This window comes from Vibrio sp. YQ_11 (assembly GCF_043103065.1).
Lineage (GTDB): Bacteria > Pseudomonadota > Gammaproteobacteria > Enterobacterales > Vibrionaceae > Vibrio > Vibrio parahaemolyticus.
The window spans coordinates 118,511-143,309 of record NZ_JBICJM010000005.1; the positions used below are offsets into that span (position 1 = coordinate 118,511).

The following is a 24,799-nucleotide window of genomic DNA, read 5'->3' on the forward strand; positions in this document are numbered from 1 at the left end:
CTGGTGATTTTTGATGATTTTCTCGCTCTGATGGCTATAACTAATCACTTTATCAACTAATGAAAAAGGTCGTTTGACGCTACACTCAATCCATATTTCTGCGTTAAGGGCCAAGGATGTCGACCTTTTTACTCACTGCTATTACGATGCTGGCGTTCGCCGCCAATTCATTATTGTGCCGACTTGCATTGGCCGAAGGATTGATTGATGCAGGAAGCTTCACTCTCGTTCGATTGATATCTGGCGCGATTACCTTAATCGCATTGCTTGTCGTGAGAGGTCAGTGGAAAACCGAGCGGCCAACTTCTCGCTTTCGCTTTTTTTCTGGCATGGCTTTATTTGGTTACGCTGCCCTTTTCTCATTCGCGTACTTACAACTGGCGACAGGAACCGGTGCTTTGCTTTTGTTTGGTGCCGTGCAACTGACTTTACTGGCCATCTATTGGTGGCAAGGTGAGCGCTTTCAGTTTCTCGAAATCATCGGTATCGGCCTTTCGATTGTTGGCTTTGTTTGGTTAATGTTGCCATCTGCCACTCGCCCCGACATCAGTTCTGCACTTCTCATGTTGATTTCTGGCGTTTGTTGGGCTGCGTTTACTGCGCTCGGCAAACAAGCGCCTTCTCCAAGTAGTGGCATCACATGGGGGTTTATCGCTGCATCTATAATTGGCATACTGCTATCGCCGTTGATGCTGTCCTCAATCCATCTCTCTCTGAGCGGAATTTTGCTCGCTATCACGTCTGGCGCCATTGCATCTGGCCTTGGGTATACGCTTTGGTATCAAGTTATGCGTAAGCTCTCTTTACTTCAAGCCGCCGTCAGCCAACTTTCCGTGCCAGCCATTGCTTTGCTACTAGGTACCGTCGTACTCCACGAACCTCTTTCGCTGCATACACTTTTAACCAGTGGCATCATTCTTGGTGGTATCGCTTTGGTTTTTTTATCTCGATCCAAAAAAACAAGCGAACAATCGGCAAGCCGATAAAAAGTAATAACTTTCCCTCTCAAATACCCATTCATCATCTATGCTTTTTAAAGCAGCAAAGCTCATCGCAGATGGTACGAGTGACCTGCTTTAGTATTAGGCGAAGGATATAAGGTGAGAATTGGCTCACACAACACGACGATTTTGTTTCAAAAGTGAGAATCATCACAGATCGCGATTTTGCTCGTTTTAGGCGTTTCGTCAATAACGCCAAGGGCAAGCGCGAGATCGAGCCAAATACGCACTTTGTGTTTTGACAAAGGGTTTACAAAGCACACTTTTTTACCCGCTATATTCCGCCCCCCGAATTTATTCAGAACAAGATTCTGATTATTCACATAAGAAATTCATCAACTTATAACGATAAGCCTGAGCAAACTTTGACACTATGAACGACAAAATAAAATTCGCTATTAAAGTATCGCTTAGCCTGACTCTGGCTTATCTAATCCCGTTTGCCATGGGTTGGCCGCAAGCATCGACGGCCGCAACCACAGTGATGCTGATTGCATCCACAGGCAGTCGTCGTGAATCCCTCGCCAAAGGTACCTTACGTGTGTTCGGTACGTTGGTTGGCGCCGTCGTTGGCTTGTTACTAGTGGGATTGTTTGCTCAAGACCGCTTGCTGTACATGCTGAGCGTGTCGGTTGTGGTCTCTTTCATTTTTTACTTCCGTAATGCCTACCAAAAAGATCCAACGCTACTCATGCTGACCGGCGTCATGACGCTGATGATGTCCAATGGCGGTGACGCAGAAGGTGCGTTTCTTTATGGCGTTGACCGCGCTTATATGACGGTGTTTGGGGTGGTGGTTTACACACTCGTGGGGACTTTCTTATTCCCGACCAAAACAGAACAAAACCTAAGACAGCTCATCGAACAACTCAACCAAGCACAACGCGCGTTGTTCACCGCTATCTTGCAAAATTTCGAGCAAAAATCGGCAGGGCAAGTCTCTCTTCAAGAAGAGGGCGAAGAAAATCCAGAAGCAGGAGAGCCACAACCTAGCGTGGATTCTCTGATCGAACAGATGTTTGCCGCCCAAAATGCGCTCGAACAGCGTTTTGCCACAGTCAGTGTGGAATGCAGCGACGTGTCGGCCTACATGAAAGAGTGGCGCTTGGCGGTTCATTTGAACAAGCAGGTAACGCAACAATTGACCGTTGCGGCGCACAGCCACTTTAGCCACCAGCAAGACCGTGAAAGCATCAGCAACTTTGATCAAGCCGTTGCGGAAATTGACGCGCTATTTGATACCTGCCAACAAGTCTGGGACGAAAAAGAGCCCGCTTTTCGTGCTCAAGAGTTCAAAGTCGAATACAACCAAACGTTGCTTGAAGACGCAGCACACCTAGAGAAAGGCTCTGCGCTTATGCTGGGGCACCTCTTGGGGCTCATGCATCAAAACTTGTCGCGTTTAGCGGAGAGCATTAGCTGCATTGACTCTGTGACGAACAATGTCTCCTTTGACGTGCCGCTGCCGAAACCGAAAGGCAAGTTTCTATGGTGGGACGCAGAAAACTTTAAAACCGCGGTCAAAACCTTTGTCACTTATTGGGTTGCAGGACTGATTTGGATTTATTTCAATCCACCAGGCGGCTACTCGTTCGTGGTCTTCTCGACCATGTTTATGTCTTTACTGTCGTTCGTGCCTGTGCACCCGATTTTGCTGCTTGTGCTGTTCACTTTCGGCTTCTTGTTCGCGGTGCCTTCTTACGTCTTCATTCTTCCCCAATTGGATCTCGGGTTAGAACTTGGCCTGTTCATCTTTATCTACACCTTTATCGGCTTTTATCTGTTCAACGGGCCAGTGACGATTTTCTACATGGTGGGCTTGTTTGTTCTCGGTTTAGATAACAACATGTTCTATCACTTCGGGATCCTCATGACGATCATGCTGCTGTTCTACATGGTGGTGTTCATGATCATTTTCGCGCACTACTTTCCGTTTAGCTCACGACCAGAACACCTCTTTTTGACCATAAAAGAGCGCTATTTTAGGCACACTCGGGATCTGTTTGACTCCTATCAGAAGCAGTCCAGCTCGATTATTACGCCGCTCAAACGGGCCTTGCACTTGGTGACGCTCAACGTTTCATCGAAAAAGCTCAAGGTGTGGGGGTCGAAAATCAACCACAAACACTTTGACAAAACCACGCCAGAAGCGATTGGTGCGTTTAGCAAAGCGTGTGATGTACTCAGTAATCACATCAACATCTTAATGGCCGCCGAGAAAAAGTTGATGACCAATCCGCTGATTACTCAGCTTCGCCAACAACACCGCGATTCCATCATTCCTTTGATGGCGGGCGCTTTAGCCAGCCACCAAGCAACACAAGAACTCGACTCCGTATTCGACCAATACAGTCAGGATTACCAAACATTCGAAGATAAACTGGAAGATTTTTTTAGTGAGTTGGATTTATCTGACTACGCTTATTCTGAGATAGCCGGTTTTTATATCTTGCTGAATTTAAAACGGAACGTGTTCGAAGCAATCAAGCATTGCAAGCAAACCTACGAGGATATCGATTGGGTGAACTTACAACAGAAGCGGTTTTAAAGGTGGGGATATGATGCTTCCAAAACTAACCAAACCAAGCCTCGCCATACTTTCCCTGCTCGGGCTCAGTGCGTGTACCACTGTGGGGCCAGACTATGTCCACCCACCGCAAGCGTCATTGCCAAGCGATTGGTCGGTGCAAAAAGCAGCCAAAGATACGCAGCAATCCGAGCAACAATTACAACAGTGGTGGCAGCAGTTTAACGACCCGACGCTCAATCGATTAGTCGAGTTGGCGAATGAGCAAAACCTAGACATAGAAGCCGCGGGGCTGCGCATTGTCCAAGCTCGTTCATTACTTGGCATTTCGACCGGCTTGCAATACCCGCAAGTTCAAACCGTATCAGGAAATCTAGCGCGTGCCTACGTGAACGATCAGGGTGTAAACAACGCCGCTCTGTCGTTTGATGCTGCGTGGGAAATGGATATTTGGGGCAAATACGCTCGTGGTATCGAATCTGCAGAAGCTGGTTATTACGCATCCATCGCGTCGTATCACGACATCATGGTCACCATCACCGCCGAAGTAGCACGCAATTACATCAACTATCGCACATTCCAAGAACGTATTTTGCTGTCTCGCCGCAATATCGAGATTCAAGAACGCGTTGTGCACATCACCCAAGTTCAGTTTGATTCCGGCAACGTAACAGAGCTAGACGTACAGCAAGCGAAAAACCAGCTTTACACCACAAAAGCCGCGCAACCAAGCCTCGAAGTCGCGATGAAGCAATCGCGCACAGCACTAGCTTTGTTACTGGGCGTACTGCCTGAAGAAGTAGAGAAATTGCTGCAATCGGACGGTTTGACGCAGAAAATTGCTGATTATGAAGCGCAGTTCAAATCGACAGGCAGAAAATCGGCGTTATCGGGCACCGACGAGCGCTCCATTGTGCCGCGTCCACCTCTGTTGGATACCCAAGTGGACGCAAACTTAGTGATGCGACGTCCGGATTTGCAAGTCTCTGAGATGCAAGCTCGCGCGCAGAGTGCGCAAATTGGCGTGGCGGAAACCGCTCTGTACCCAAGCTTTTCGCTGTTCGGTTCCATCGGTATCGACAGTACAGTTCCCGATGGCAGCAGTTTCAGTTTTAGTGATTCGCTCACCATGGTGGTTGGCCCAACGTTCAGTTGGAACATTTTCCAATACGGACGTGTGAAAAATAACATTCGCTTCGAAGATGCTCGCTTCCAAGAAACGCTGACCAACTACAACAAAAAAGTGCTGCAAGCCGTGAACGAAGTGACCAATGCGATCGAAGCGTATGACCTGTATTTGCAGCAAAAAGATTTACGTTTGCAATCGGTCAACTCTTCCATTCGTGCGTTCAACATCTCCATGACGCAGTACGAAAACGGCCAAATTTCTTTTGAGCGACTGCTCAACTCAGTCGAAAAAATGACGCGCGCGGAAGACAGTTACGCGCAAATTAAAGGCAATGTCGCGAACCAAGTGATCGCGCTGTACAAAGCGTTGGGTGGCGGCTGGCAGGCACAAACGGGGAAACCATTCCTTGAAGAACCCATCGCCAAGCAGATGCAAGATCGTACCGATTGGGACGGTTATCTGGATGAAGAAAACCGCACGTTGTCACCTTTGCCTATCGAAACACCGACGGAAAACGGCGATAAGAACAAAACGGAGGATCTCTAATGCCTCATGAACTTTCTTGGGGAGACATTTACTTTTCTCCCACGCTACTGGTGCTCTTTCTCGCCGTCACGGCAACGTGGATAACGGTGATGATATTGAACAAGACACGTTTGTCTCGCTTCATCGCTTTTCCGTCTCTGACGTTTATTGCCATCATGGTCGGTTATGTGGTGGCCATCGACAGCTTTTATATTCAATTTTAGGTGCCAAACAAGATGAAAAAACTATTCGTAATCGCACTCAATCTTGTCATTCTTGGTGGCGCAGCTTGGCTCGGCTATCAAAAATTTGAAGAGTATTTTAATAACCCATGGACACGCGATGGCCAAGTACGCGCGAACGTCATCAAGGTCGCACCGCGAGTGTCTGGCCCAATTGTGAATGTTTCGGTGCAAGACAACCAAGACGTGAAAACGGGCGATTTACTGTTTGAAATCGACCCAACTACTTACGAAGTCGCACTATCTCAAGCTGAAGTGGCGTTGGAAAAATCCATCGTGAGCTCTCGCGGTAAAAAAATCGAATACGATCGCCTTAAAGACATTCGCGCGAAAGACCGCGGCGCTGTTTCTCACAAGGATCTGATTCGTCGTGAAATCGCTTACGAAGAATCGCTACTGCAAATCAAATCTGCAGAAGAGCAATTAAAGTCAGCGCGCCTTAACCTCAGTTTCACCAAAGTTTATGCGACCGTCGATGGTTTTGTGTCTAACCTCGATATTCGAAACGGTACACAAGCGGTCGCAAACCAACCGCTGCTCGCACTGATCGACAAAAACAGTTTCTGGGTATTTGGCTTCTTCCGCGAAAACCAACTCGCGCAAATCGAACCGGGTAGCCAAGCACGTGTCACCTTGATGTCTCACCCAGACACGCCTATCGACGCGACCGTTGACTCTATCGGTTGGGGTATTGCGCCGAAAGACGGCACGGTTGGTTACAACCTTCTTCCAAACGTGAACCCTGTTTTTCAGTGGATTCGCTTAGCACAACGTATTCCGGTACGAATCTCCATCCAAGAGCTTCCTGAAGATGTTGATCTTCGATTCGGGCTTTCTGCGTCCATTATGGTGATGAAAGATTCATCGGCAGAAAATGAACAGTAACTAAGTGAGAAGAACCATGGTCATTGGTAAAAAACTCAAAAACATTAATGAAGAAAACAACTTCTTCTATCTAACCTTAGCGCTGGTGATTTTGTTGCTAGGGAGTGCGATGGCACAAGTGGTGGGTGAAGGGACAATTGAACACATACTGCAGGCGTTCACAGTTCTCACGTTCATTGTCTGTTTTGCCAGCCTTCGCTTTGACAAAACGTGGTCTCGATTCCTCTATACCCTGTTTGGTATTTGGGTACTGGTGATTGTGATCAAGACCGTTTTTAACATCCGCGAGATGAATGTGGTGATGCTTGCCCTCACCTTCGCATTCTTTTTCGGCACTTTTAAATCCATCGCAAGACAGATTCTTTTCACTGGCCACGTCAACAGCAACAAAGTGATTGGCTCGGTCGCGCTTTTCTTGCTGCTTGGTCTGATGTGGGCGATTGCCTACCTCATTCTGCTTGAGTTCTCGCCTGAAGCCTTTACCGGTATGGAAGCGATTTCTTGGGGGCAGAACTTCTCCAATGCGGCGTATTTCAGTTTCGTCACCTTAACCACGCTCGGTTATGGCGACATCAGCCCTCTAACGCCACTGGCTCAAGTCGTGGTGTATTTAGAGGCCATTACAGGTGTGTTTTATATGGCGATTGTTGTTTCAAGTCTCGTCAGTTCCAACATTGATCATCAGGTAAACAAAAATGGATAAACAATCGGAAAGAAATGAAAGTAAGCTTTTCATCAGTAACATGGTGGAATCAGCGATACGTATTGGCTTGATCTTCGTATTGCTGATGTTTACGTACGACATCATCAGGCCTTTCATCCTTCCAGTGATTTGGGGTGCCATCATCGCGGTAGCGCTACTACCACTGACCAAAAAACTGCAACGCGCTTACGGCGGCAGACGCGGCTTGGCTGCCACGACAATCGCACTGCTGGGTATCGCACTGCTGGTAACGCCACTAGTGATGGTGTCGGGCTCTATCGTCGATGGCGCAACACACGCGTTGGACGTACTGCAAAATGGTCAGGTGAAAATCCCTGGACCTAAAGCTTCTGTTGCTGATTGGCCTCTTGTGGGTGACAAACTTTATGAAGTATGGACGCTCTTTGCGACAAACTTAGAGCAAGCAATACAAACCTTTATGCCACAAATCAAGTCAGCATTAACCTCTTTGCTTGGCATGGTTGGCGGCGTGTTAGGTAGCTTGTTGCTGTCTATCTTGTCACTGGCTATCGCTGCTGGCTTTATGACGTATTCAGAGTCGTTGGCATCAGGCCTGCAAACTATCGCGATCCGTACCGCTGGCGAAAACGCGAAAAGCTGGACAACGCTTATCGCCGCGACCATTAAAAGCGTACTGCTGGGCGTAGTTGGTGTGGCTGCGATTCAAGCGCTATTGATCGGTGCTGGCTTCTTTGTGTTTGGCGTTCCTGCTGCTGGTTTGCTTACTCTGATTCTGATGATTTTGTGTATCGCTCAGCTTCCTGCGCTGCTTGCCGTATTGCCAGTGATTGGCTACATGTACATGACGCAAGACAGCACAACCGCGACCATGTTTACCGTGTGGGCGGTTGTCGGTGCGCTGTCTGAGAACTTACTAAAACCAATGTTTATGGGCCGTGGTGTAGACGTACCAATGCCAGTGATTCTGCTTGGGGCCATCGGCGGTATGCTTTTCTACGGCATCGTTGGCCTGTTCCTAGGTGCGGTTATTCTGGCGATTTGGTATGAGTTGTTCGTTTGGTGGTTGAGCATCGAGAAAGCACAACAGCAAGAAGAAATGGCTGAACTCAAAGAAGAAGAGGAACAAACAGAATCTGGACATGGTGCCGGCATTTAAATTACCAAGGTAATGCCTTCTCTTTGACCGAATAAAACAAACCGTTGCCCTGCAGCGGTTTGTTTCTATTTAACCTTAGCTCACAGTTTCATCGCAACGGATGAGATAAAAATGACGTTCTTGTTAAATTTTCATACTTCTTACACTTGAGAGTTGCAATCAAGCACTTAACGATGCAATCTCGTTGATCGCTATACCCAAAGAATTCTAAGATCCCCCTACATTTGAGCGACCGATCTTGACGAATTGGGACAATTACAAAGCTTAGGATAAAAACAATGAAATTGATCAAGCCTTTAACTTGCGCGCTTGCTCTAGCAATGAGTGGCATGGCATTCGCAGACGTTACGGTTAGCGTTCCTGACGACGTTTCAGTATTGGCAGCAAACGGTGAAAAAGCGAAACTTTCTGGCGGCTTTTTTGCTTCTGAAAAAACATTGACGCTACCGGATGGCGTAAACCAAGTCGTTTTCCGCTACGCACCTTACTTCAACCAAGGTAATGACCGTCTAAGCGTAGAAAGCGACGCTATCGTGGCACGCTTCGATACTGCAAATGCAGAGTTGACGATTGAAGTTCCAAAATACCGCAACATGCGTGACGCGGAAGAAAACATCAAAGATCTCGATTGGAAACTGGTTGATGGTTCAGGCAAAGCAGTCGCAGTTGACCAAGACAAGCTGATCAAACCGGGTATGCAAATCGGCCGTGATTACGTGCGTGAAATCGAAGATTACAACCGCGCTGGCGGTACAGCAGCTGTCGCTTTTGCTGGCGCAGCGACCATGCAACCAGTCACGCTTCCTGCAAAGATTCCTGAAGACATGAAACAAGCGCGTGCAACCGCAGTGAAAGCAGATTCTACAGCAGAAGAAATGCTGCACTTCTGGTACCAAAAAGCAGATGCAGAAACAAAAGCACGCTTTAAAGCGTACATCAATCAGCAATAATCATTGATTGACTGACCTGATTTAAAAAGCCACTTAATGTGGCTTTTTTTGATCATGCAAAATAGACAGTAGCAAGTCAGGTGCTTGCACGACTTTGGTCTTGGTAAGGAAATCATGCAACAAACGTCGCTCTGGATGAAAAACAAGCAGCACAAGGTTCACCAACGGAACGCCAGGAATAAACATTTCGAGTAGATAGCTAACGCCAAGCCGGATGGAAACCGTCACTTTGGTCGCGGCACGACCATTTTTCATCACCACTTTGATACCAACAAAACGCATGCCGACGGTTTGCCCTTCCTTCAACCAATACCAGTTAATCACGAGAAGAATGGGAACAGTGAGGAGATACACCGCGTGGGTGTCGTAAACAAGCGTGAAGTTTTCTTGCAGGGATAAACGGAAGTCATAGAGCCAAAAATTGATACCCAACGCGATAACAACGACAACGCTAATGACGACGAACAGATCAACGAAACCGCCTATAAGCCGCTGCATTTTGCTCGCAATTGAAGAGTACATATAACCACCTACAACAACAGTGAACGCAGTCTAGGCATTGTTGTATATGTGCTCAATTGATAAGTCTATAAATTCGTATCATGTCTCAAAAGTGATTTTTAATTTACACCGATATAACTTAGTTATCTCGGTTTCAGCGATGAGTGGATACTTACCAATAACGCTCATAGATAACGTGACCGCCTGTTCGAGTTCGATACTTTTCTAACCCTAGCCCTTGCAGCACAGGCAAGGTATCTTTAATCATCTCTGGGTTACCACACAGCATCACAAAGCTGCTTTGCGGAGAGAAAGGCACATCCACTTTATTGGCAAGCTCACCAGACGCAATCAGCTCTGGGATTCGACCTTGCAGTTTTCCGAGTGACGATTCACGACTCACGATTGGCACGTACTTTAAGCGTCCTTCATATCGGAATTGAAGATGCTCAATCAGGTATTTGTAGACCAAATCTTTTTCATAGCGAACACCATGCACCAGCACGATACGATCATTGTGAGGAAGCAGGTTAATGTCATCCAGCAAAGATAGAAACGGGCCAATGCCAGTCCCCGTCGAAAGCAACCATAGATCACTCGCTTGCTTAGGAATGGTGTCGTGAATGAGATCGCCATGCGCGGTTTCACCCACATAAATCGGGTCACCCGCTTTTAGCTTTTGCAACCTTGGAGAAAGTTGCCCTTGAGGGTCTGCCACAATGAGGAATTCGAGCCACTCGTGTTGCTCGCTTGGTGCATTAACCACAGAGTAAGCACGGCTGATAGGCTTGCCCTCATCATCTAGCAAAGCAAGCTTGGTGAACTGGCCAGCTTTAAAGGTAAGAGGCGCGCCTGAGACCCTTAAACTGAACAGCTCGCCAGTCCAGTCAATGCGTTTTTCCACCTTGGCTAGATTGAAACCTTTCAGCTCAGTCATAAGACACCTCCTATTTGGTTACTCTTAGTTAAACTTACGCCTTCAACTCGATTATGTAAAGTTTCTAGTTTACATAATAAGATTGCCATTTCATTTCACATTTTAAAAACAATTTTATTACATATTAAATGATTACATCTAGAATAAATGCTCAAAGTGATAAGTCGCGTCGCAATTTGTGGCAATGCAGATGAAAAAGGAGCACTAAAAATGGACACACTGTTAAAGGACTTTCCCGTTATCACAGAGATCAAAGTCGCATGGGGTGAAATGGATGCTCTGCAACACGTCAATAACGTGGTCTATTTCCGCTACTTTGAGACGGCGCGTTTAGATTACTTCAACAAAATTAATCTGCTGGCCGACCTGCAAACCTCGCAAATTGGGCCAGTACTCAGCGAGACGCAATGTCGCTACAAACTGCCTGTCACTTACCCAGACACGTTGCTGGTCGGCTCGCGCGTGATCGACATGCAAGAAGACCGCATCACTATGGAATATCAAGTATTGAGTAAAAAATGGGGCAAGATTACGACGGTCTCAACCGCGACAGGCGTGATGTTCGATTTTAAAAACAACGAGAAAGCGGCCATTCCTGATCATGTGCGCCAATCCATTCTTGAGTTAGAAAGCACGGTTGGCAGTACGCACCATTTGGAATAAATCGGCAGCGTACAGTAAAAAGTCAGCGAAGAAACAAGTAAGTAAGAAACAAACAAAAAGGTGGCTCATGACCACCTTTTTTGATTCGGATTTTTTAGCTGAAAGCGTAACGCTTAGCAAAACGTTTCGATATACAGCGCTTCGACTTTGTCTCGTGCCCATTGCGTTTTACGCAAAAACTTCAGAGAAGATTTGATCGACGGATCTTTCTTAAAACAGTTCACTCGAACGCGCTCATACAGGCCATTCCAACCAAAGTGTTCAACTAGTCGGGTGACGATTTTTTCTAAACTCAACCCATGCAGAGGGTTATTCGGCTGTTCGTTGCTCATGTTGTTGATCCAGTAACGATGTAAGTGGCGGGCTAATCTAACTCAAAGTGACCACTTAACCTAATGTTTTCACCTTCAAAGGCGTTTAGCTTGAATTACTTTGCTCATCTCCCCTATAGTAGCTCAAACTTCACAAACATCCTTTTCACGATGAAAGCCCTCAACGACCTCAATATTTTTGTCGAAACCGCGCGCCAAGGCAGCTTTTCAAAAGCCGCCAACAGCATGGACATGACACCTGCCGCCATTAGCGCATCGATTAAGCGTCTTGAAGGGCAAATCGGTTTCCCGCTGTTTGTGCGTTCCACCCGAAGCCTGCGTTTAACCTCAGAGGGCGAACTGTTTTTAGACAAAACCACGCAAGCATTGGCTACATTGCAAGAGGGGTTGGATCAGATCTCAAGTGCGCGTGGTGAGTTATCTGGTCAACTGCACATTACTGCGCCCTCCGATTTTGGTCGCAATATGTTGCTCGATTGGGTGGATGAGTTCATCGATCTCTACCCAAATGTTTCCATCAAACTAGAGCTGTCCGATAGCTTGACGGATATGTACACCAAGCCTGTCGATATTGCGATTCGCTACGGCGAGCCGGCCGACTCCAATCTGGTCGTGTTGGCATTGTGTGGGGCAAACGAGCGGATCTTATGTGCATCGCCAGAGTACGTAGCCACACATCCAGAACTCACCTCTCCTGCCGATTTAACGCAACACAACTGCTTGTGCTACATGGTCGCGGATTCGGTCTACAACAAATGGACGCTCACGCGTGACGGCGAGAAAGAACAAGTCGTGGTCAGCGGTAACTTGATGAGCAACGATAGTGACTTGCCACATCGGTTAGCGATCAAAGGCAAAGGCATTGCGAATAAATCGTTGATGGACATCAGCCGAGACTTAATCGAGGGAAGATTGGTGCGAGTGCTACCAGAGTGGGATTGCGGCCCAGTGCCACTCTATATGGTGTGTGCCGATCGTCGCTTACTGACGCCAACGATTCGGACTTTCCGCGACTTTATCCAACAAAAATGCTGCCAACAACGCGCCAACGTGCTGGCAACCTTCTGTCATTAGGCGATAAATCGAAGAGGACGAATCTGGGTATATTCAACCCAATCGTTCTCTTCTAATGTTTCAAGAAACGTCGACATGTGCGGGCTTTGCAAATGCTTATCCAAGGCCTCTTGCGATGCCCAAATCTCTTGGAACATAAATAGGCCATCAACTTTTTCGTCGAGATACAACTCGTATTGGCAACAGCCTTCTTCTTGACGAGTTGGCTCTAGTAAACCAGCAAGCAAATTCACCACCTGATCCTTACTATCTGGATAGGCTTTCACTTCTGCAACTAAGTGGATCATCGTTTTTTCACTCTTTTGCGATTTATATATTGATTACAGGGTTCTACGTCACCTGTAAGTAAGCTCGAATTAGATCTCGGTGAATACGGTTTCTGCGTCCCAGCGAGACTTTGGCGTTTTCGCGTTGAAGTCATCTTCCGCGTGGTAGCCCAGCGGCACGATCACAACGCTGGTGTAACCTTTTTCACGCAAGCCAAATTCTTCATCCAGCACTTTGGGATCAAACCCTTCAATTGGCACTGCATCAATTTCTAGCGTCGAAGCTCCCAGCAGCAACGTACCCACGTTGAGGTAAACTTGTTTCTCCATCCAATGGTTCGCATCTTTCAGATCAAAACGGTGCATGTTTACAAAGTAGCTACGACCACCGCGCACAGCCGCTTTCGCTTCTTCAGTTGGGAATCGACCATCTTTTTCTTCTTGCACCATTAGCGCTTCAATGTAGTCGTTATCGATGCCTGTTTTTGCACAAAACACCAATACGTGAGAAGCATTGAGAATCTTCGCCGCGTTAAACGCGTAGTTCTCTTGCGCCGCTTTAGCGATGCGCTGTTTGCCTTCTTCTGTGCTTGCCAGAATGAAATGCCAAGGTTGAGAGTTCACACTCGATGGACTAAAACGAATCAGCTCTTTAACTGCGTCGATTTTTTCTTGAGGTAGCTTGCGCGTTGGGTCAAACACTTTCGTTGAGTAACGAGATTTTGCAGCTTGTACGATATCCATGAGGTTCTCCAATTAATGAACTTAAGCTGTGTAACAGCATAACCTCATGAGATAAAGGGAAAAACCGATTTCGATTAAAAACATTTTCAAAATAAATTTGAAAATAAAACGATAAGAAAGGCTTTGAGCGTTCTCACTGAACTTCTTCATCTTTTCAGCAATAATGCATGTTTGCTCGCAACCAAACTCAACTCATGCTGCCTCAAGATAACGTTATTACATCCTTTCTGTGCAAAAAGCTCGGTCACAATCACCTTCGAATTGCCGGCGAATATTGGCACATTGAGAAGTTGGTGGCCTTGCAATGCATGATGTTGAAAGAAGCGCCTAACCTCCAAGAAGGGCTGCTTTGGTGGAGTAAAAGTGTCTCATTATTCGACCGCCGTTTGTACGTCACATTGCAACATGGTGATGCCCAAATCCATCTGCAAGTCGAATGTAGAACGGCCGATATGCCAAATTGGGCGGAGTCGGTGTTTGGCTTGCTCAAAATGCAGTTGGAAATGCTTGAGCTAAGCGAATCAATACAGGTACAAGTTCACGCCAACAATCCACTCGCGGCCGATATTTTTCTAGAGGAAACGCGAGATTCTAAAACGAGTTCAAGCGTGTTTGAACTGGTGAAACATGTTTATTTGCTGCTTTCTCACCAGCCCATTGAGCAACCCGAATTGCTGAGTGTTTTGAACGCCTTGTTCATCAAAAACAGTAATTACGCGCTCAAATTAGAGCAAGCGGCAAGGCAACTGGGCGTCTCCAAACGCACCTTGCAACGTCGACTGCAAGAGAAGCAAATGAGCTACTCTCAATGCGTTGATTTCGCTAAAAGAAAGCAAGCACTCACTTTGCTTGCCGACACCCAACTCACAACGCAGCAAATCGCCTATCAACTTGGTTATGAAGAACCTTCGAACTTTCACCGCACTTTTCGTCGTTGGTATCCGTTTTCACCCATGCAGTATCGCCAACAATGTTTGGATAACCGAACTCAGCTAAATCAGCAACCGATCCGCTTGTACTACGCCAAAGCCAATACCTTCGACGATAACCATATCGACCAACCTGTCGGCAAAATCTGGATGGAAGTGGACAATATTGCTTTTGAGAAAGTGGTCTCGGTAGAATGCCGTGACCGTGATGGCGCATGGCGGCGCTATCCCGCCTTCTTCGAGCGTTTTTTAAGTCATGGCATCGAACTATGGGCAACGACTGAACTTCCGGTGGCGCATCCCCTTACCTTTCGCCTGTGTTATGAAGTCGATGGGGAACGTTACATTGAGAATAACCACCAGCGTGATTATGTGGTTTCTAAGGGGCTTTTAATTGGCGCAACGGAATACATTGTCCCGACTCGGCAGCTTATTAATATTGGGGCGCAATACACGCTCTTTATCGAACTGGCATGCCGACTTGAAAACGTTGCGAGGATTGACTGTTACGTCGATGATGACCCCACACCTCACGCGATGCGCTTGACCCAACACTCGCTACATTATGCTTGTTGGGTGCTGCAATTATCGCTCACTCAAACTGCAAAGCAGTGCCGTTTCCGCCTTTATGATGAATCCGACAACGAGCTCGCGAAAGAGCATTACCCGATACAATATCCTATTGTGCAACCGCTCAATTAAAACTGTCGGTCAGATCAAAATCATCTCTTCGTGACATCATTTCACGTCTTTTTTGGCGTGAAATGACACTCTCAACTTCAAACCTTTGCTTTATCGTTTCTGCATTGCTGCATAACGGAGGCAAAAACCGTGTTTGAAACTCTACCTAACCCAATGAATAAAATAAAAATACTTCCTTTAGCGATCGCTCTTGCTCTTTCTGGCTGTGGAAGCGACGAAACCACACCAATCGATACAGGCAGCCACGTGGCATCTCCTGATTGGCAAGATCAAATCATTTACTTCCTGATGATCGACCGTTTTAACGACGGCGACAGCGCTCTTAATGATCAAGGGCAAAACGAATTCGATCCGACTTCGGATAAAAAATTCAGCGGCGGCGACCTCGTTGGTGTGAGTGATAAGTTAAGCTACATCGAAGATCTCGGTGCCACATCGATCTGGATTACTCCGCCAGTTGCTAACCAATGGTGGGATGCAGAGCAAAACTACGGCGGCTACCACGGGTACTGGGCGCGCGATTTCCAAAAAGTGGATGAACACTTTGGTGACATGGAAAGCTACCAAGCGTTAGCACGCGAAGTGCATGCGCGTAACATGTTCTTAATTCAGGACATCGTGACCAACCATGTAGGCAACTTCTTCACCTACGATGATCCTTACAGTTATGATCCAAGCCTACCTTGCCAAGGCTTCCGTTTGATTAAAAATGCGCTACCCGCCGGGCAAGAACTGCCGTACCCACTCAACATGAACGAGTGTAAAACAGACGGCACAGGCAGCTACCACTGGACGCCGACCATCACCGACCACAACGATCCAGTACAAGAAAAAACCTGGCAGCTCTCTGATTTGGATGACCTTAATACGTCCGATCCTGAAGTACGCGCTTATCTAAAAGAGAGCTACCGAAAATGGATTCGCGAAGTCGGCGTCGACGGATTCCGTATCGATACGGTGAAGTTTGTTGAACACGATTTCTGGAACGATTTCCTGCATGCCGACGATGGTGTGATGACGCAAGCGGTTGATACCGGTCGTGACAACTTCCTCACTTTTGGTGAAGTATTCGAAACATCTACGCCTTACCACACCGAAGGCGAAGAGAAGATGCTTACTTACATCGGTGAAAGTGGCTCGCCGAAACAGCTAACCTCGGTACTGAACTTCCCATTGCAAGCGACCATGACGCGCGTATTTGCATCAGGGCAACCGACCGACTATTTGCGTTTCCGTCTTGAGAAAATGATGGAGATGTTCCCGAATCCATACATCATGCCGAACTTCATTGATAATCACGACATGCCGCGCTTTCTGTCGCAAGGTAGCGTGAATGACATGAAACAAGCACTGATCACCATGATGAGCGTACCGGGTATTCCTGTGATTTACCAAGGTACAGAGCAAGCAATGTCAGCGGCGCGTAATGCGATGTTCGCCGGAGGGTATCGTGAAGATGGCAACTACGTAGACTCATTCGACCAAAACAGCGAGATGTACTTGTTCATCCAAGAGCTTGCTAAGCTACGCACTGAAAACAAAGTCATGACACGTGGCGAAATAAAAGTGATTGGCAGCGATAAAGCGGGCGCGGGCGTCTTCGCCTTTACCCGAACGTTGGATAACGACGAAGTCTTGGTTGTGATGAATACATCCAACTCGCCAATGTTGATGAACCAACTCGATGTAGAACAAGTTGGCGGCACCGTCTTCAAACAACAAATCATGTCGAACTGGGCAGACGCTCCAGAACAGTTAGTCGCAGATGAAAATGGTAACGTAACCCTTGAGCTACCAGCCAAGTCTGCAGTGATTTACTCAAAAACAAGCAGCAATCAATCTGTAGATACCCCAGACCTCAATATCCGACTTGCTCAAGATTGGGAAGGACAAACCATCACTGATGACATCGTGATTACTGGTACTGCTAACGCAAACGAGAAATTGAACCTTGTCGTAGACGGTAATCTGGAAACAGCACAAGCCATTACCGTAGGTGCTGATAGTCAGTTTAGTGTCACGCTGTCGACTCGTCATTTTGCGATTGGCGAACAGCAACACCGCTTCGCGATTTATTCTACTGAGAAAAAAGCTGGCATTGAAGATGTTAACTTTGTGTCGGACTTAAGCTGGTCGAACACGCCAGACGACACTATTGATGATGCAGGCGATGCACAAGACGGCATGGGCGGTCCTAACGGTAACTACTCGCTACCAACCGATCCAACATTCGACAAAGACAGCAGCCAACTCGCAATCAACAAAGCAGAAGTGTTTACCGTTGGCAGTAACGTACGCTTGACCTTCACCATGGACAAGATCACCGACACTTGGTTGCCACCAAACGGCTTCGACCACGTGGGTTTCACCATCTTTATTGATTTACCGGAAGAAGCGGCAACCAACTTGTCTGAGCTACCGAAGATCAACGCTTCTATGCCAAGCGGAACCTGGAGTCGCAATGCGGTTGTTTTTGGCTGGCAAAGCTCGATTTACAACACCAAAGGAGCAAATGCGACGACATGGGGAGAAGCCGTAACACCAGCACCAATGGTCACGGTAGACAAAGCCAACAACACCATTTCGATGGACTTTGCTAGCGATGCACTAGGCCGCCCAGATTCGCTCGATGGAATCCGATTCTATGTCACGACTTGGGACTTAGACGGCCTTTCGGCAACTTACCGTCCGCTAGAGCAAGACAAAGGCCCTTGGAACTTCTCCGGTGGCGCATCGGATGAAAGTAAGATTTGGGACGATTTACCAATCATCACCTTGTCGGAATAAACCGTTAAATAAAACACCGCCCAGCGTTTAGCTGGGCGGCCATCAACAAAAGAATGCAGAAAGACACTTCTGCTCGTTTTTATTCTAGTTAAAGAACGATTTCACCCACAGCACCAGACTGTCCCAAAGCTGACCGAACCACGAGCCCTCTTCTACCACTTGGCTGCTGACCAAGGGATAACTCGCCACGGTACTGTCATCGCTTTTCCAAATGACCTTACCAATCTCATCCCCTTGCGCGATCGGCGCAATCAACGGTTCATTTAACACCACACTCTTATCAAGCCCAGCCGTCATTGAACGAGGCAGAGTGAGATAGGCATCTTTAGCAAAGATCGCCTCAACTTGATTGGTATTTCCCTTCCAAACGCGAACTTTAGACTCAACTTGGCCCTGCTTAGCAACTTGCTTGGTGTCATAAAAACGAAAACCATAGCTGAGTAGATTCTTCGATTGGCTGATCCGAGCCTGTTTACTTGGCGTGCCCATCACCACCGAAATAAGGCGCATTCTTCCTTCTTTGGCCGAGCTCACCAAGCTGTATCCGGCATTGCTGGTGTAGCCGGTTTTGCCCCCGTCGACATCAATGGAATTGTCCCACAACAACTTATTGCGGTTGTACTGCGTAATGTCGTTCCACTTGAAGACTTTCTCACTGTATAGCGCGTACACATCAGGAACATCGCTGATGATCGACTGCATGAGTTTTGCCATATCGGTTGGTGAGGTTTGGATGCCATCACTATCAAGACCATGGGAGTTCACAAAATAGGTATCTTGCAGTCCTAATTTCTCCGCCCAACCATTCATCAAGGCGACAAAGCCGCGTTCGCTGCCTGCAACGTGCTCAGCCAGTGCAACGCACGCATCATTTCCTGATTGGATGATCACGCCGCGCATTAAGTTCGCAACACTAATTTCATCTTTCGGTTTGATGAACATTTTAGAAGAACCGGGAAACTTGGCCGACCACGCGTTTTCGCTCACGGTGACAACATCATCCCATTTCAAACGCCCCGCTTTGATTTCTTGTCCAACTACATAAGCGGTCATCAACTTGGTTAAACTCGCCGGAGCAAGGCCTGCTCGCCCGTTATACTCGGCAATAATGGCACCGGATTGAAAGTCCATTAATACGTAGCCTTTTGCCTGTAACTGAGGTGGGTTGGGCGTAACAACGGCAAAAGTAGGTACGCTTATTAAACAAGTCACAATTGTCCATCGAGCCAGTGACACTTTCATCCGACTTCCTCCATGCTCTTACTTTGTCGCAACTCTATTGAGCATAGCTCACTCAACCAGTTGCACCAGTCGCTAATCGTTTCATTTTCTTGAACTTACATTGATTTGACCAAGGTATAGAACTGAAGAGGCGATTGGGAAATAGCATTGGTTCTTCATGCTATTCGCAGTAAAGTAGCGCTACCCCTCAATAAGGAAATAAAGATAACAATGAACGCTCAATCATTTATCGACGCAGGATTGCATTACACTCCCCACAGTTTTACCGTTCCTCTGGATTACCAAGACGCGAGCAAAGGCACCATTGAAATCTTCGCCCGTGCGGTTTGCCTAGTTGGCGATGAAGAATCGACCAAACCTTGGTTGGTTTACTTTCAGGGGGGGCCTGGCTTTCCCTCTCCGCGTCAAAACGGCAATAGCGGCTGGGTAAAACGCGCGCTGCAAGAGTACCGAGTTTTGCTTCTCGACCAGCGCGGTACGGGCAATAGCAGCGTAATTAATCACCAGACTCTTGCTCACCTCACGCCAGAGCAACAAGCAGACTACTTGAGCCACTTCCGAGCGGATAACATCGTGCGCGACGCGGAATACATTCGTGAGCAATTTGGCGTCGAAAAATGGGCGATCTTAGGTCAAAGCTTTGGTGGGTTTTGCTCCCTCACCTATTTGTCTTTGTTCCCAGACAGCTTGCTACAAAGCTACATCACAGGTGGCGTGCCATCAGTCTCACGTCATGCCGACGATGTGTATGAAGCCACCTTCAAACGCACCATGGAGAAAAACCAAGCGTTCTTCCAACAATTTCCAAGTGCGCAACAACTTTGCCAAAACATTGCGAATCACTTGCTGGAAAATGAAGAGTACCTACCAAATGGTCAACGCTTCACGGTGGAACAATTTCAACAAATCGGCATCAATTTTGGTGTGAGTGATACTTTCTTGCCAACTTACTATTGGCTAGAAAGCGCGTTGATTGAAGTGAACGGCAAACCACAACTTCGCTATGAGTTCTTGAACGATATGCTGGCGCAGCAAAACTTCCAAACCAACCCGATTTACGCCATTTTGCATGAATCGATTTACTGCCAAGGCTTTGCGTCGAGTTGGAGTGCGCACCGTGTTCGCCAAACCCGACCAGAGTTTAATTATGAACCTGGCCAGCCGTTTTACTTTACGGGGGAAATGGTCTTCCCGTGGATGTTCGACCAATACGTCAACCTCAAGCCACTAAAAGACACCGCAGAAATATTGGCCGCGAAAGACGATTGGGCTGCGCTGTACGATCAAACACAATTGGCTCAAAATAAAGTGCCTGTCAGTTGCGCCGTTTACGCCGATGATATGTTTGTTGAAATGGATATCAGCCGAGAGACGCTCGCGTTAATCCCAAATTCAAAAGCATGGATCACCAACGAGTACGAGCACAACGGTTTACGTGCGGACGGTGAACGCATTCTCGACAGGCTCATTGCCATGGGAAAACAGACCGCAGCTACGTTGAAGTAAGCACGACAGACGTTAAAAAACGCCTTTTTAGTATTTGGTGAAAAGGCGTTTATAGCGGCTTATGAACTATGGCGATCAGTCTTTCTCTCTTTTACTCATCATTTTGGTCATCACGCGATAACCCATCTTATGATAGAAATCTTCACCTTCATGATTAAACGATGCGACGGTTAAACCAATTTCTTCAATACCTTGATTGCACAAATCGCTTTCGATTTTATCCATGAGCGACAAGCCTATTCCTAAGTTACGATGACTTTTCGAGACCACCAACTCGTTAACGAAGCCAACGCGCTTTGCAACAGAAACCATCGAGTCAATATCTCGAACGGTACCAGAGATAAATCCAACGACTTGTCGATGTGAGCAAGCGATAAAGGCGATCATGCTGTCATCGAAATACTTGTCAAAGACGCCACGTTCTTCCCTTAGCTGCGCCATTTCCTCGGGTGATCGGTAGAAGTTAGGCTCGGCTTCATAGTGAGAGGTATCGAGCTCTACCAATAATCCTTTGAGTAAAGGGATATCTTCTTCTCTCAGCCTTCTGATGTGAAACTGCTGCATGTCCTTTTCCTGCTAACTGATGGTTTTATTGTCATTTTGGCTTTCGCTCATCACCTATTTAGGTAGAAATATAAAGCCTAGCCACAGTACAAATTTCAACCAACCATGTCGAGTTTGATTTCCCTTTCCTCCTTTTGTTTTTGCCAAGAGTTTGAACACATACCGGATTTGTCTCGCTGCCGAGCGATTACCCATCCAGCATCGCCTCTCTTCTGACAAGAATATCCGTAAATTTTGTCCGTATTTCCGACTAATTTACTCAGGTATACTCCGAGCCGCTAAAATTTAAAGGTCATCGACCACCTGTTTTTATAAAGGAAATCTCATGAGTCAGTATGTAGTCTGTGCGCTGTACAAGTTTGTGGAGCTGAATAACTATCAAGAGCTACGCGAGCCATTACTTGCGTTGATGGAAAAACACCATATTCGCGGCACGTTACTGCTGGCTGGGGAAGGTATTAATGGTACGGTCGCCTCTGACCGCGCGGGTATTGATACGCTGCTTGAGTGGCTAAATACTGAGCCTCGTTTAACGGGCACGGTCTACAAAGAGTCTTACTCTGAAACGCAACCATTCAACCGCACCAAAGTGAAGCTGAAAAAAGAGATCGTGACATTGGGTGTTGAAGGCATCGATCCTCGCCATGTGGTAGGTACGTATGTGAAACCTCAAGATTGGAACGATTTGATCGCCGATCCAGAAGTGTTTGTGGTGGATACTCGCAACGATTACGAAATCGAAATCGGCACCTTCAAAGGGGCTGTAAACCCAAATACTGAAACGTTCCGAGAGTTCCCAGACTATGTGAAAGAAAACATGGATCCGGCAAAACACAAGAAAGTTGCGATGTTCTGTACAGGTGGTATCCGATGTGAGAAATCAACCGCTTACATGAAAGAGCAAGGCTTTGAGGAAGTTTACCACCTAGAAGGCGGCATTCTTAAATACCTTGAAGAAGTACCACAAGAAGAGAGCATGTGGGAAGGCGATTGTTACGTGTTTGACGGTCGTGTGGCTGTCAACCACCAACTTGAGAAAGCCGATTACGATTTGTGTAACGCTTGTCGATTACCGATCACAGAAGAAGACAAGCAGTCTGAATTGTTCGAGCAAGGCGTGAGCTGCCCGAAATGTCACGGCAAACATTCAGAAGAGCAAGTTGCGCGATTCCGCGAGCGCGAAAAGCAAGTTTCATTAGCCGATCAACGAGGCGAGCAGCACGTTGGTGGTGAAAGTGCTAAGCAACGTGCGCAGCGACGCGAAGCAAAGCTAGCGAAAAAAGCAGCTCAACGTAAACAAGCTTAAGTGACTCAATAGGCTTTCGGCGGGCCGTAACCCATACGGCTCGCCCTCTTTTTTACAATCACTATTTATTCACTTCCCCACTAACATTCAAGCAAAACATTTACGTTTCAAATCGAACTCGACAACAGTAAACACACCTAAAAAACCTCACCAAGAGCACAGTCGCACTTAGCCCTGAGCACTCCCCCCTCATCAGTGTTAGCAGCAAAACAAACTCAAAAACCATACCAATAGAATGCCCAGAATTTCATTCATAAAATCAATTAAAAATACCTAAAAACAAATATTTTCAGATAGTTAAATTACACACAATTAAAAAGGTCATTCGTTTATTTAGCAAATAGATATTAAATTGCGAGAACGATTCCACAAGGGGATGAATTATTTTTATTTGCGCAGATTCATACGCTACATTCCGAGTGCTCAATCACATTTCGGCAAACCATTCGAAAGGATGGGACGCAAAGCTTCCGGTCTCCCAGCACTGCTTAACTAGTCAACACTAGTGCTTAAGATAGCGGGGTTGCCACTTTCTATCTGTATCTAATGAGTTCCAATCAGATGCGGACGAGAGTGCTCTGCATGCGCCGAGTTGTGGCATTCATTTGTCAGCCAAACAAGAGGACGTGTAATGAAATCATTCCCTAATAAATCACTCGTTGCCCTTGCTATCGCAAGCATGAGCTCTGGTGTCTTAGCACACGGTTACGTATCGGAATCCAACGATGGCGTCGCAGCAAGTCGTGCAGCGCTGTGTAAGTACCCAACATCGGATACCAATGAAAGAAACACTAACTGCGGCGCAATTCAATATGAACCACAAAGCGTCGAAGGCCCTGATGGCTTCCCAGAGACAGGCCCTCGCGACGGGAAAATTGCCAGCGCAGAAACGGCTCTAGCTGCGGCACTAGACGAACAAACCGCCGACCGCTGGGTAAAACGTCCGATAAAATCTGGTACACAAACGTTTGAATGGACTTTTACAGCAAACCACGTGACTCGTGATTGGAAATACTACATCACAAAACCGAATTGGAACCCGAACGCTTCATTGTCACGCGACTCGTTCGATCTCAACCCTTTCTGTGTGGTTGACGGCAATATGGTTCAACCACCAAAACAGATGAGCCACCAATGTAACGTGCCTGAACGCGAGGGGTACCATGTCATCCTTGCGGTATGGGATGTGGGTGATACCGCTGCATCATTCTACAACGTTATCGATGTCAAATTTGATGGTGACGCCCCTGTGATTCCTGAGTGGACTCAAGGTGGCCAAATCATCCCTACTATGAATCTAAAGGTTGGCGATTCGGTTTACACTCGCGTGTTTGATCAATCTGGTGAGAACGTTGCGTACCGCACTGAACTAGCAATTAGTAACGACGTACTCACTCAAGCGCAAAACTGGTCTTACGCCTTGGCGAGTAAAATCAACCAAGAGCAAACTAAGCTTCAAGCTGGTCAATATTCGGAAGACAAGTTCACGCCAGTGTACGGCACGAACCCAATTTACCTGCAATCAAACAGTGGCCTTGAGCGTGTTGAAATTGGCTACAATATTGAAACGCCAGTACCTGACTATTCACTCACGGTTGATGGTCTTGCCAGTGAGTACATAATTGCTACAGAACCAACCGCTTTAGACCTCACTCTTACCGCAGAGGGCGACTTAACCGCCGAGTTAACGGTTTACAATCATCATCGCGAACCACTAGCAAGTTGGACGGGTTCAATTCAAGATGGTGCAAGCGAACAAGTAGAACTCACGCTGAGCAAATCAGAACCGGGGCACCACATGTTAGTGACCCGCATTAAAGATACCGATGGCAACCTTGTCGATCAGCAAACTCTGGATTTCCATCTAAAAAGTGAGGAAGTCACCCCACCACCATCAGGCGAATACGACTTTGTATTCCCTGAGGGGCTTTCTAGCTACACAGCAGGTACAAAAGTGTTAGCAAGCGACGGCGCGATTTATCAATGTAAACCATTCCCTTACTCTGGCTACTGCGTACAGTGGAGTGAGAGTGCAACACAATTTGAGCCAGCGACAGGCTCACACTGGGAAATGGCTTGGGATAAACTGAACTAATCTCGCAGACGATAGACGTAAAGAACCCCGCCAATCGCGGGGTTCTTTTTA

At 47.0% G+C, this 24,799-nt stretch carries 22 protein-coding genes and 1 riboswitch; of the genes, 15 read left to right on the forward strand and 7 right to left on the reverse strand.

All coding sequences use genetic code 11. The features are described 5' to 3' along the window. Positions 1-116 precede the first annotated feature (116 nt). From ACF8EG_RS01090 to ACF8EG_RS01125, 8 genes are all read left to right on the forward strand, one after another. On the forward strand, positions 117-986 hold the full coding sequence (locus ACF8EG_RS01090) for a DMT family transporter (protein WP_053343961.1): 870 nt from the start codon (positions 117-119) through the stop codon (positions 984-986). Between the two features lie 388 nt (positions 987-1,374). Continuing rightward, positions 1,375-3,549 (forward strand): FUSC family protein, encoded by a 2,175-nt coding sequence (locus ACF8EG_RS01095; protein WP_069505480.1) that lies wholly within the window; start codon positions 1,375-1,377, stop codon positions 3,547-3,549. A gap of 10 nt (positions 3,550-3,559) precedes the next feature. Then, a complete protein-coding gene (locus tag ACF8EG_RS01100) occupies positions 3,560-5,203 on the forward strand; it encodes a TolC family protein (protein WP_069505482.1) in 1,644 nt (547 codons plus the stop codon). Then, positions 5,203-5,406: a DUF1656 domain-containing protein gene (locus tag ACF8EG_RS01105; protein WP_005462724.1), complete on the forward strand. Its 204-nt coding sequence runs from the start codon at positions 5,203-5,205 to the stop codon at positions 5,404-5,406. Before ACF8EG_RS01100 ends, ACF8EG_RS01105 begins: the two co-directional genes overlap by 1 nt. A 12-nt stretch (positions 5,407-5,418) precedes the next feature. After that, positions 5,419-6,309, forward strand: coding sequence for an HlyD family secretion protein (locus ACF8EG_RS01110; protein WP_053300964.1), 891 nt, complete (start codon positions 5,419-5,421; stop codon positions 6,307-6,309). A 16-nt stretch (positions 6,310-6,325) separates the two neighbouring features. Beyond that, the gene (locus ACF8EG_RS01115; protein ID WP_069505485.1) at positions 6,326-7,012 is read left to right on the forward strand and encodes a potassium channel family protein; all 687 of its coding nucleotides are present in this window, start codon (positions 6,326-6,328) and stop codon (positions 7,010-7,012) included. Continuing rightward, a complete protein-coding gene (locus ACF8EG_RS01120; RefSeq protein WP_005484213.1) occupies positions 7,005-8,150 on the forward strand; it encodes an AI-2E family transporter in 1,146 nt (381 codons plus the stop codon). Before ACF8EG_RS01115 ends, ACF8EG_RS01120 begins: the two co-directional genes overlap by 8 nt. Before the next feature lie 278 nt (positions 8,151-8,428). Next, positions 8,429-9,100 carry a DUF2057 domain-containing protein gene (locus ACF8EG_RS01125; protein WP_005499910.1) on the forward strand — a complete coding sequence of 224 codons (672 nt, stop codon included), beginning with the start codon at positions 8,429-8,431 and terminating at the stop codon, positions 9,098-9,100. A 33-nt stretch (positions 9,101-9,133) separates the two neighbouring features. Here the strand turns inward: ACF8EG_RS01125 and ACF8EG_RS01130 are convergent, their stop codons facing one another. After that, on the reverse strand, positions 9,134-9,622 hold the full coding sequence (locus tag ACF8EG_RS01130) for an RDD family protein (RefSeq protein ID WP_069505487.1): 489 nt from the start codon (positions 9,620-9,622) through the stop codon (positions 9,134-9,136). Positions 9,623-9,773: 151 nt separating this feature from the next. Beyond that, positions 9,774-10,538 (reverse strand): ferredoxin--NADP reductase, encoded by a 765-nt coding sequence (locus tag ACF8EG_RS01135; RefSeq protein ID WP_005499911.1) that lies wholly within the window; start codon positions 10,536-10,538, stop codon positions 9,774-9,776. 210 nt (positions 10,539-10,748) lie between these two features. Between ACF8EG_RS01135 and ACF8EG_RS01140 the strand changes: the two genes are divergently transcribed. Continuing rightward, positions 10,749-11,201 carry a thioesterase family protein gene (locus ACF8EG_RS01140; protein ID WP_069505489.1) on the forward strand — a complete coding sequence of 151 codons (453 nt, stop codon included), beginning with the start codon at positions 10,749-10,751 and terminating at the stop codon, positions 11,199-11,201. A gap of 113 nt (positions 11,202-11,314) precedes the next feature. On the opposite strand, the gene ACF8EG_RS01145 is transcribed toward ACF8EG_RS01140, so the two are convergent. Then, complete coding sequence (locus ACF8EG_RS01145; RefSeq protein ID WP_005396617.1) at positions 11,315-11,533, reverse strand: VF530 family DNA-binding protein; 219 nt, start codon at positions 11,531-11,533, stop codon at positions 11,315-11,317. 150 nt (positions 11,534-11,683) lie between these two features. On the opposite strand from ACF8EG_RS01145, the gene ACF8EG_RS01150 reads away from it, so the two are divergent. Next, positions 11,684-12,607, forward strand: a complete 924-nt coding sequence (locus ACF8EG_RS01150) for a LysR family transcriptional regulator (RefSeq protein ID WP_020838235.1) — start codon at positions 11,684-11,686, stop codon at positions 12,605-12,607. On the opposite strand, the gene ACF8EG_RS01155 is transcribed toward ACF8EG_RS01150, so the two are convergent. After that, on the reverse strand, positions 12,604-12,894 hold the full coding sequence (locus ACF8EG_RS01155; protein WP_005484222.1) for a putative quinol monooxygenase: 291 nt from the start codon (positions 12,892-12,894) through the stop codon (positions 12,604-12,606). The two genes, ACF8EG_RS01150 and ACF8EG_RS01155, sit on opposite strands and share 4 nt — an antisense overlap. Positions 12,895-12,963: 69 nt before the next feature. Further along, complete coding sequence (locus tag ACF8EG_RS01160) at positions 12,964-13,617, reverse strand: oxygen-insensitive NAD(P)H-dependent nitroreductase NfsB (RefSeq protein ID WP_005374924.1); 654 nt, start codon at positions 13,615-13,617, stop codon at positions 12,964-12,966. Between the two features lie 167 nt (positions 13,618-13,784). Here ACF8EG_RS01160 and ACF8EG_RS01165 point away from each other — a divergent pair, with 167 nt between their 5' ends. Beyond that, positions 13,785-15,248, forward strand: coding sequence for a helix-turn-helix transcriptional regulator (locus ACF8EG_RS01165; RefSeq protein ID WP_175423237.1), 1,464 nt, complete (start codon positions 13,785-13,787; stop codon positions 15,246-15,248). Positions 15,249-15,377: 129 nt separating this feature from the next. Further along, entirely contained in the window at positions 15,378-18,035 is a 2,658-nt protein-coding gene (locus tag ACF8EG_RS01170; protein WP_069505491.1) for an alpha-amylase family glycosyl hydrolase, read from the forward strand. Positions 18,036-18,119: 84 nt separating this feature from the next. Here the strand turns inward: ACF8EG_RS01170 and ACF8EG_RS01175 are convergent, their stop codons facing one another. Then, positions 18,120-19,277, reverse strand: a complete 1,158-nt coding sequence (locus ACF8EG_RS01175) for a D-alanyl-D-alanine carboxypeptidase family protein (protein ID WP_069505493.1) — start codon at positions 19,275-19,277, stop codon at positions 18,120-18,122. Positions 19,278-19,487: 210 nt separating this feature from the next. Between ACF8EG_RS01175 and ACF8EG_RS01180 the strand changes: the two genes are divergently transcribed. Next, positions 19,488-20,783, forward strand: a complete 1,296-nt coding sequence (locus tag ACF8EG_RS01180; RefSeq protein ID WP_069505495.1) for an alpha/beta fold hydrolase — start codon at positions 19,488-19,490, stop codon at positions 20,781-20,783. Positions 20,784-20,858: 75 nt separating this feature from the next. Here ACF8EG_RS01180 and ACF8EG_RS01185 read toward each other — a convergent pair whose 3' ends face one another. Then, a complete protein-coding gene (locus tag ACF8EG_RS01185) occupies positions 20,859-21,347 on the reverse strand; it encodes a GNAT family N-acetyltransferase (RefSeq protein ID WP_069505497.1) in 489 nt (162 codons plus the stop codon). 325 nt (positions 21,348-21,672) lie between these two features. Here ACF8EG_RS01185 and ACF8EG_RS01190 point away from each other — a divergent pair, with 325 nt between their 5' ends. Both ACF8EG_RS01190 and gbpA read left to right on the forward strand, forming a co-directional pair. After that, positions 21,673-22,653 carry a rhodanese-related sulfurtransferase gene (locus ACF8EG_RS01190; protein WP_005484186.1) on the forward strand — a complete coding sequence of 327 codons (981 nt, stop codon included), beginning with the start codon at positions 21,673-21,675 and terminating at the stop codon, positions 22,651-22,653. A gap of 426 nt (positions 22,654-23,079) precedes the next feature. Next, positions 23,080-23,184, forward strand: a riboswitch (cyclic di-GMP riboswitch). Between the two features lie 100 nt (positions 23,185-23,284). Continuing rightward, positions 23,285-24,748 (forward strand): N-acetylglucosamine-binding protein GbpA, encoded by a 1,464-nt coding sequence (gene gbpA / locus ACF8EG_RS01195; protein WP_069505499.1) that lies wholly within the window; start codon positions 23,285-23,287, stop codon positions 24,746-24,748. The last annotated feature ends 51 nt before the right edge of the window (positions 24,749-24,799 follow it).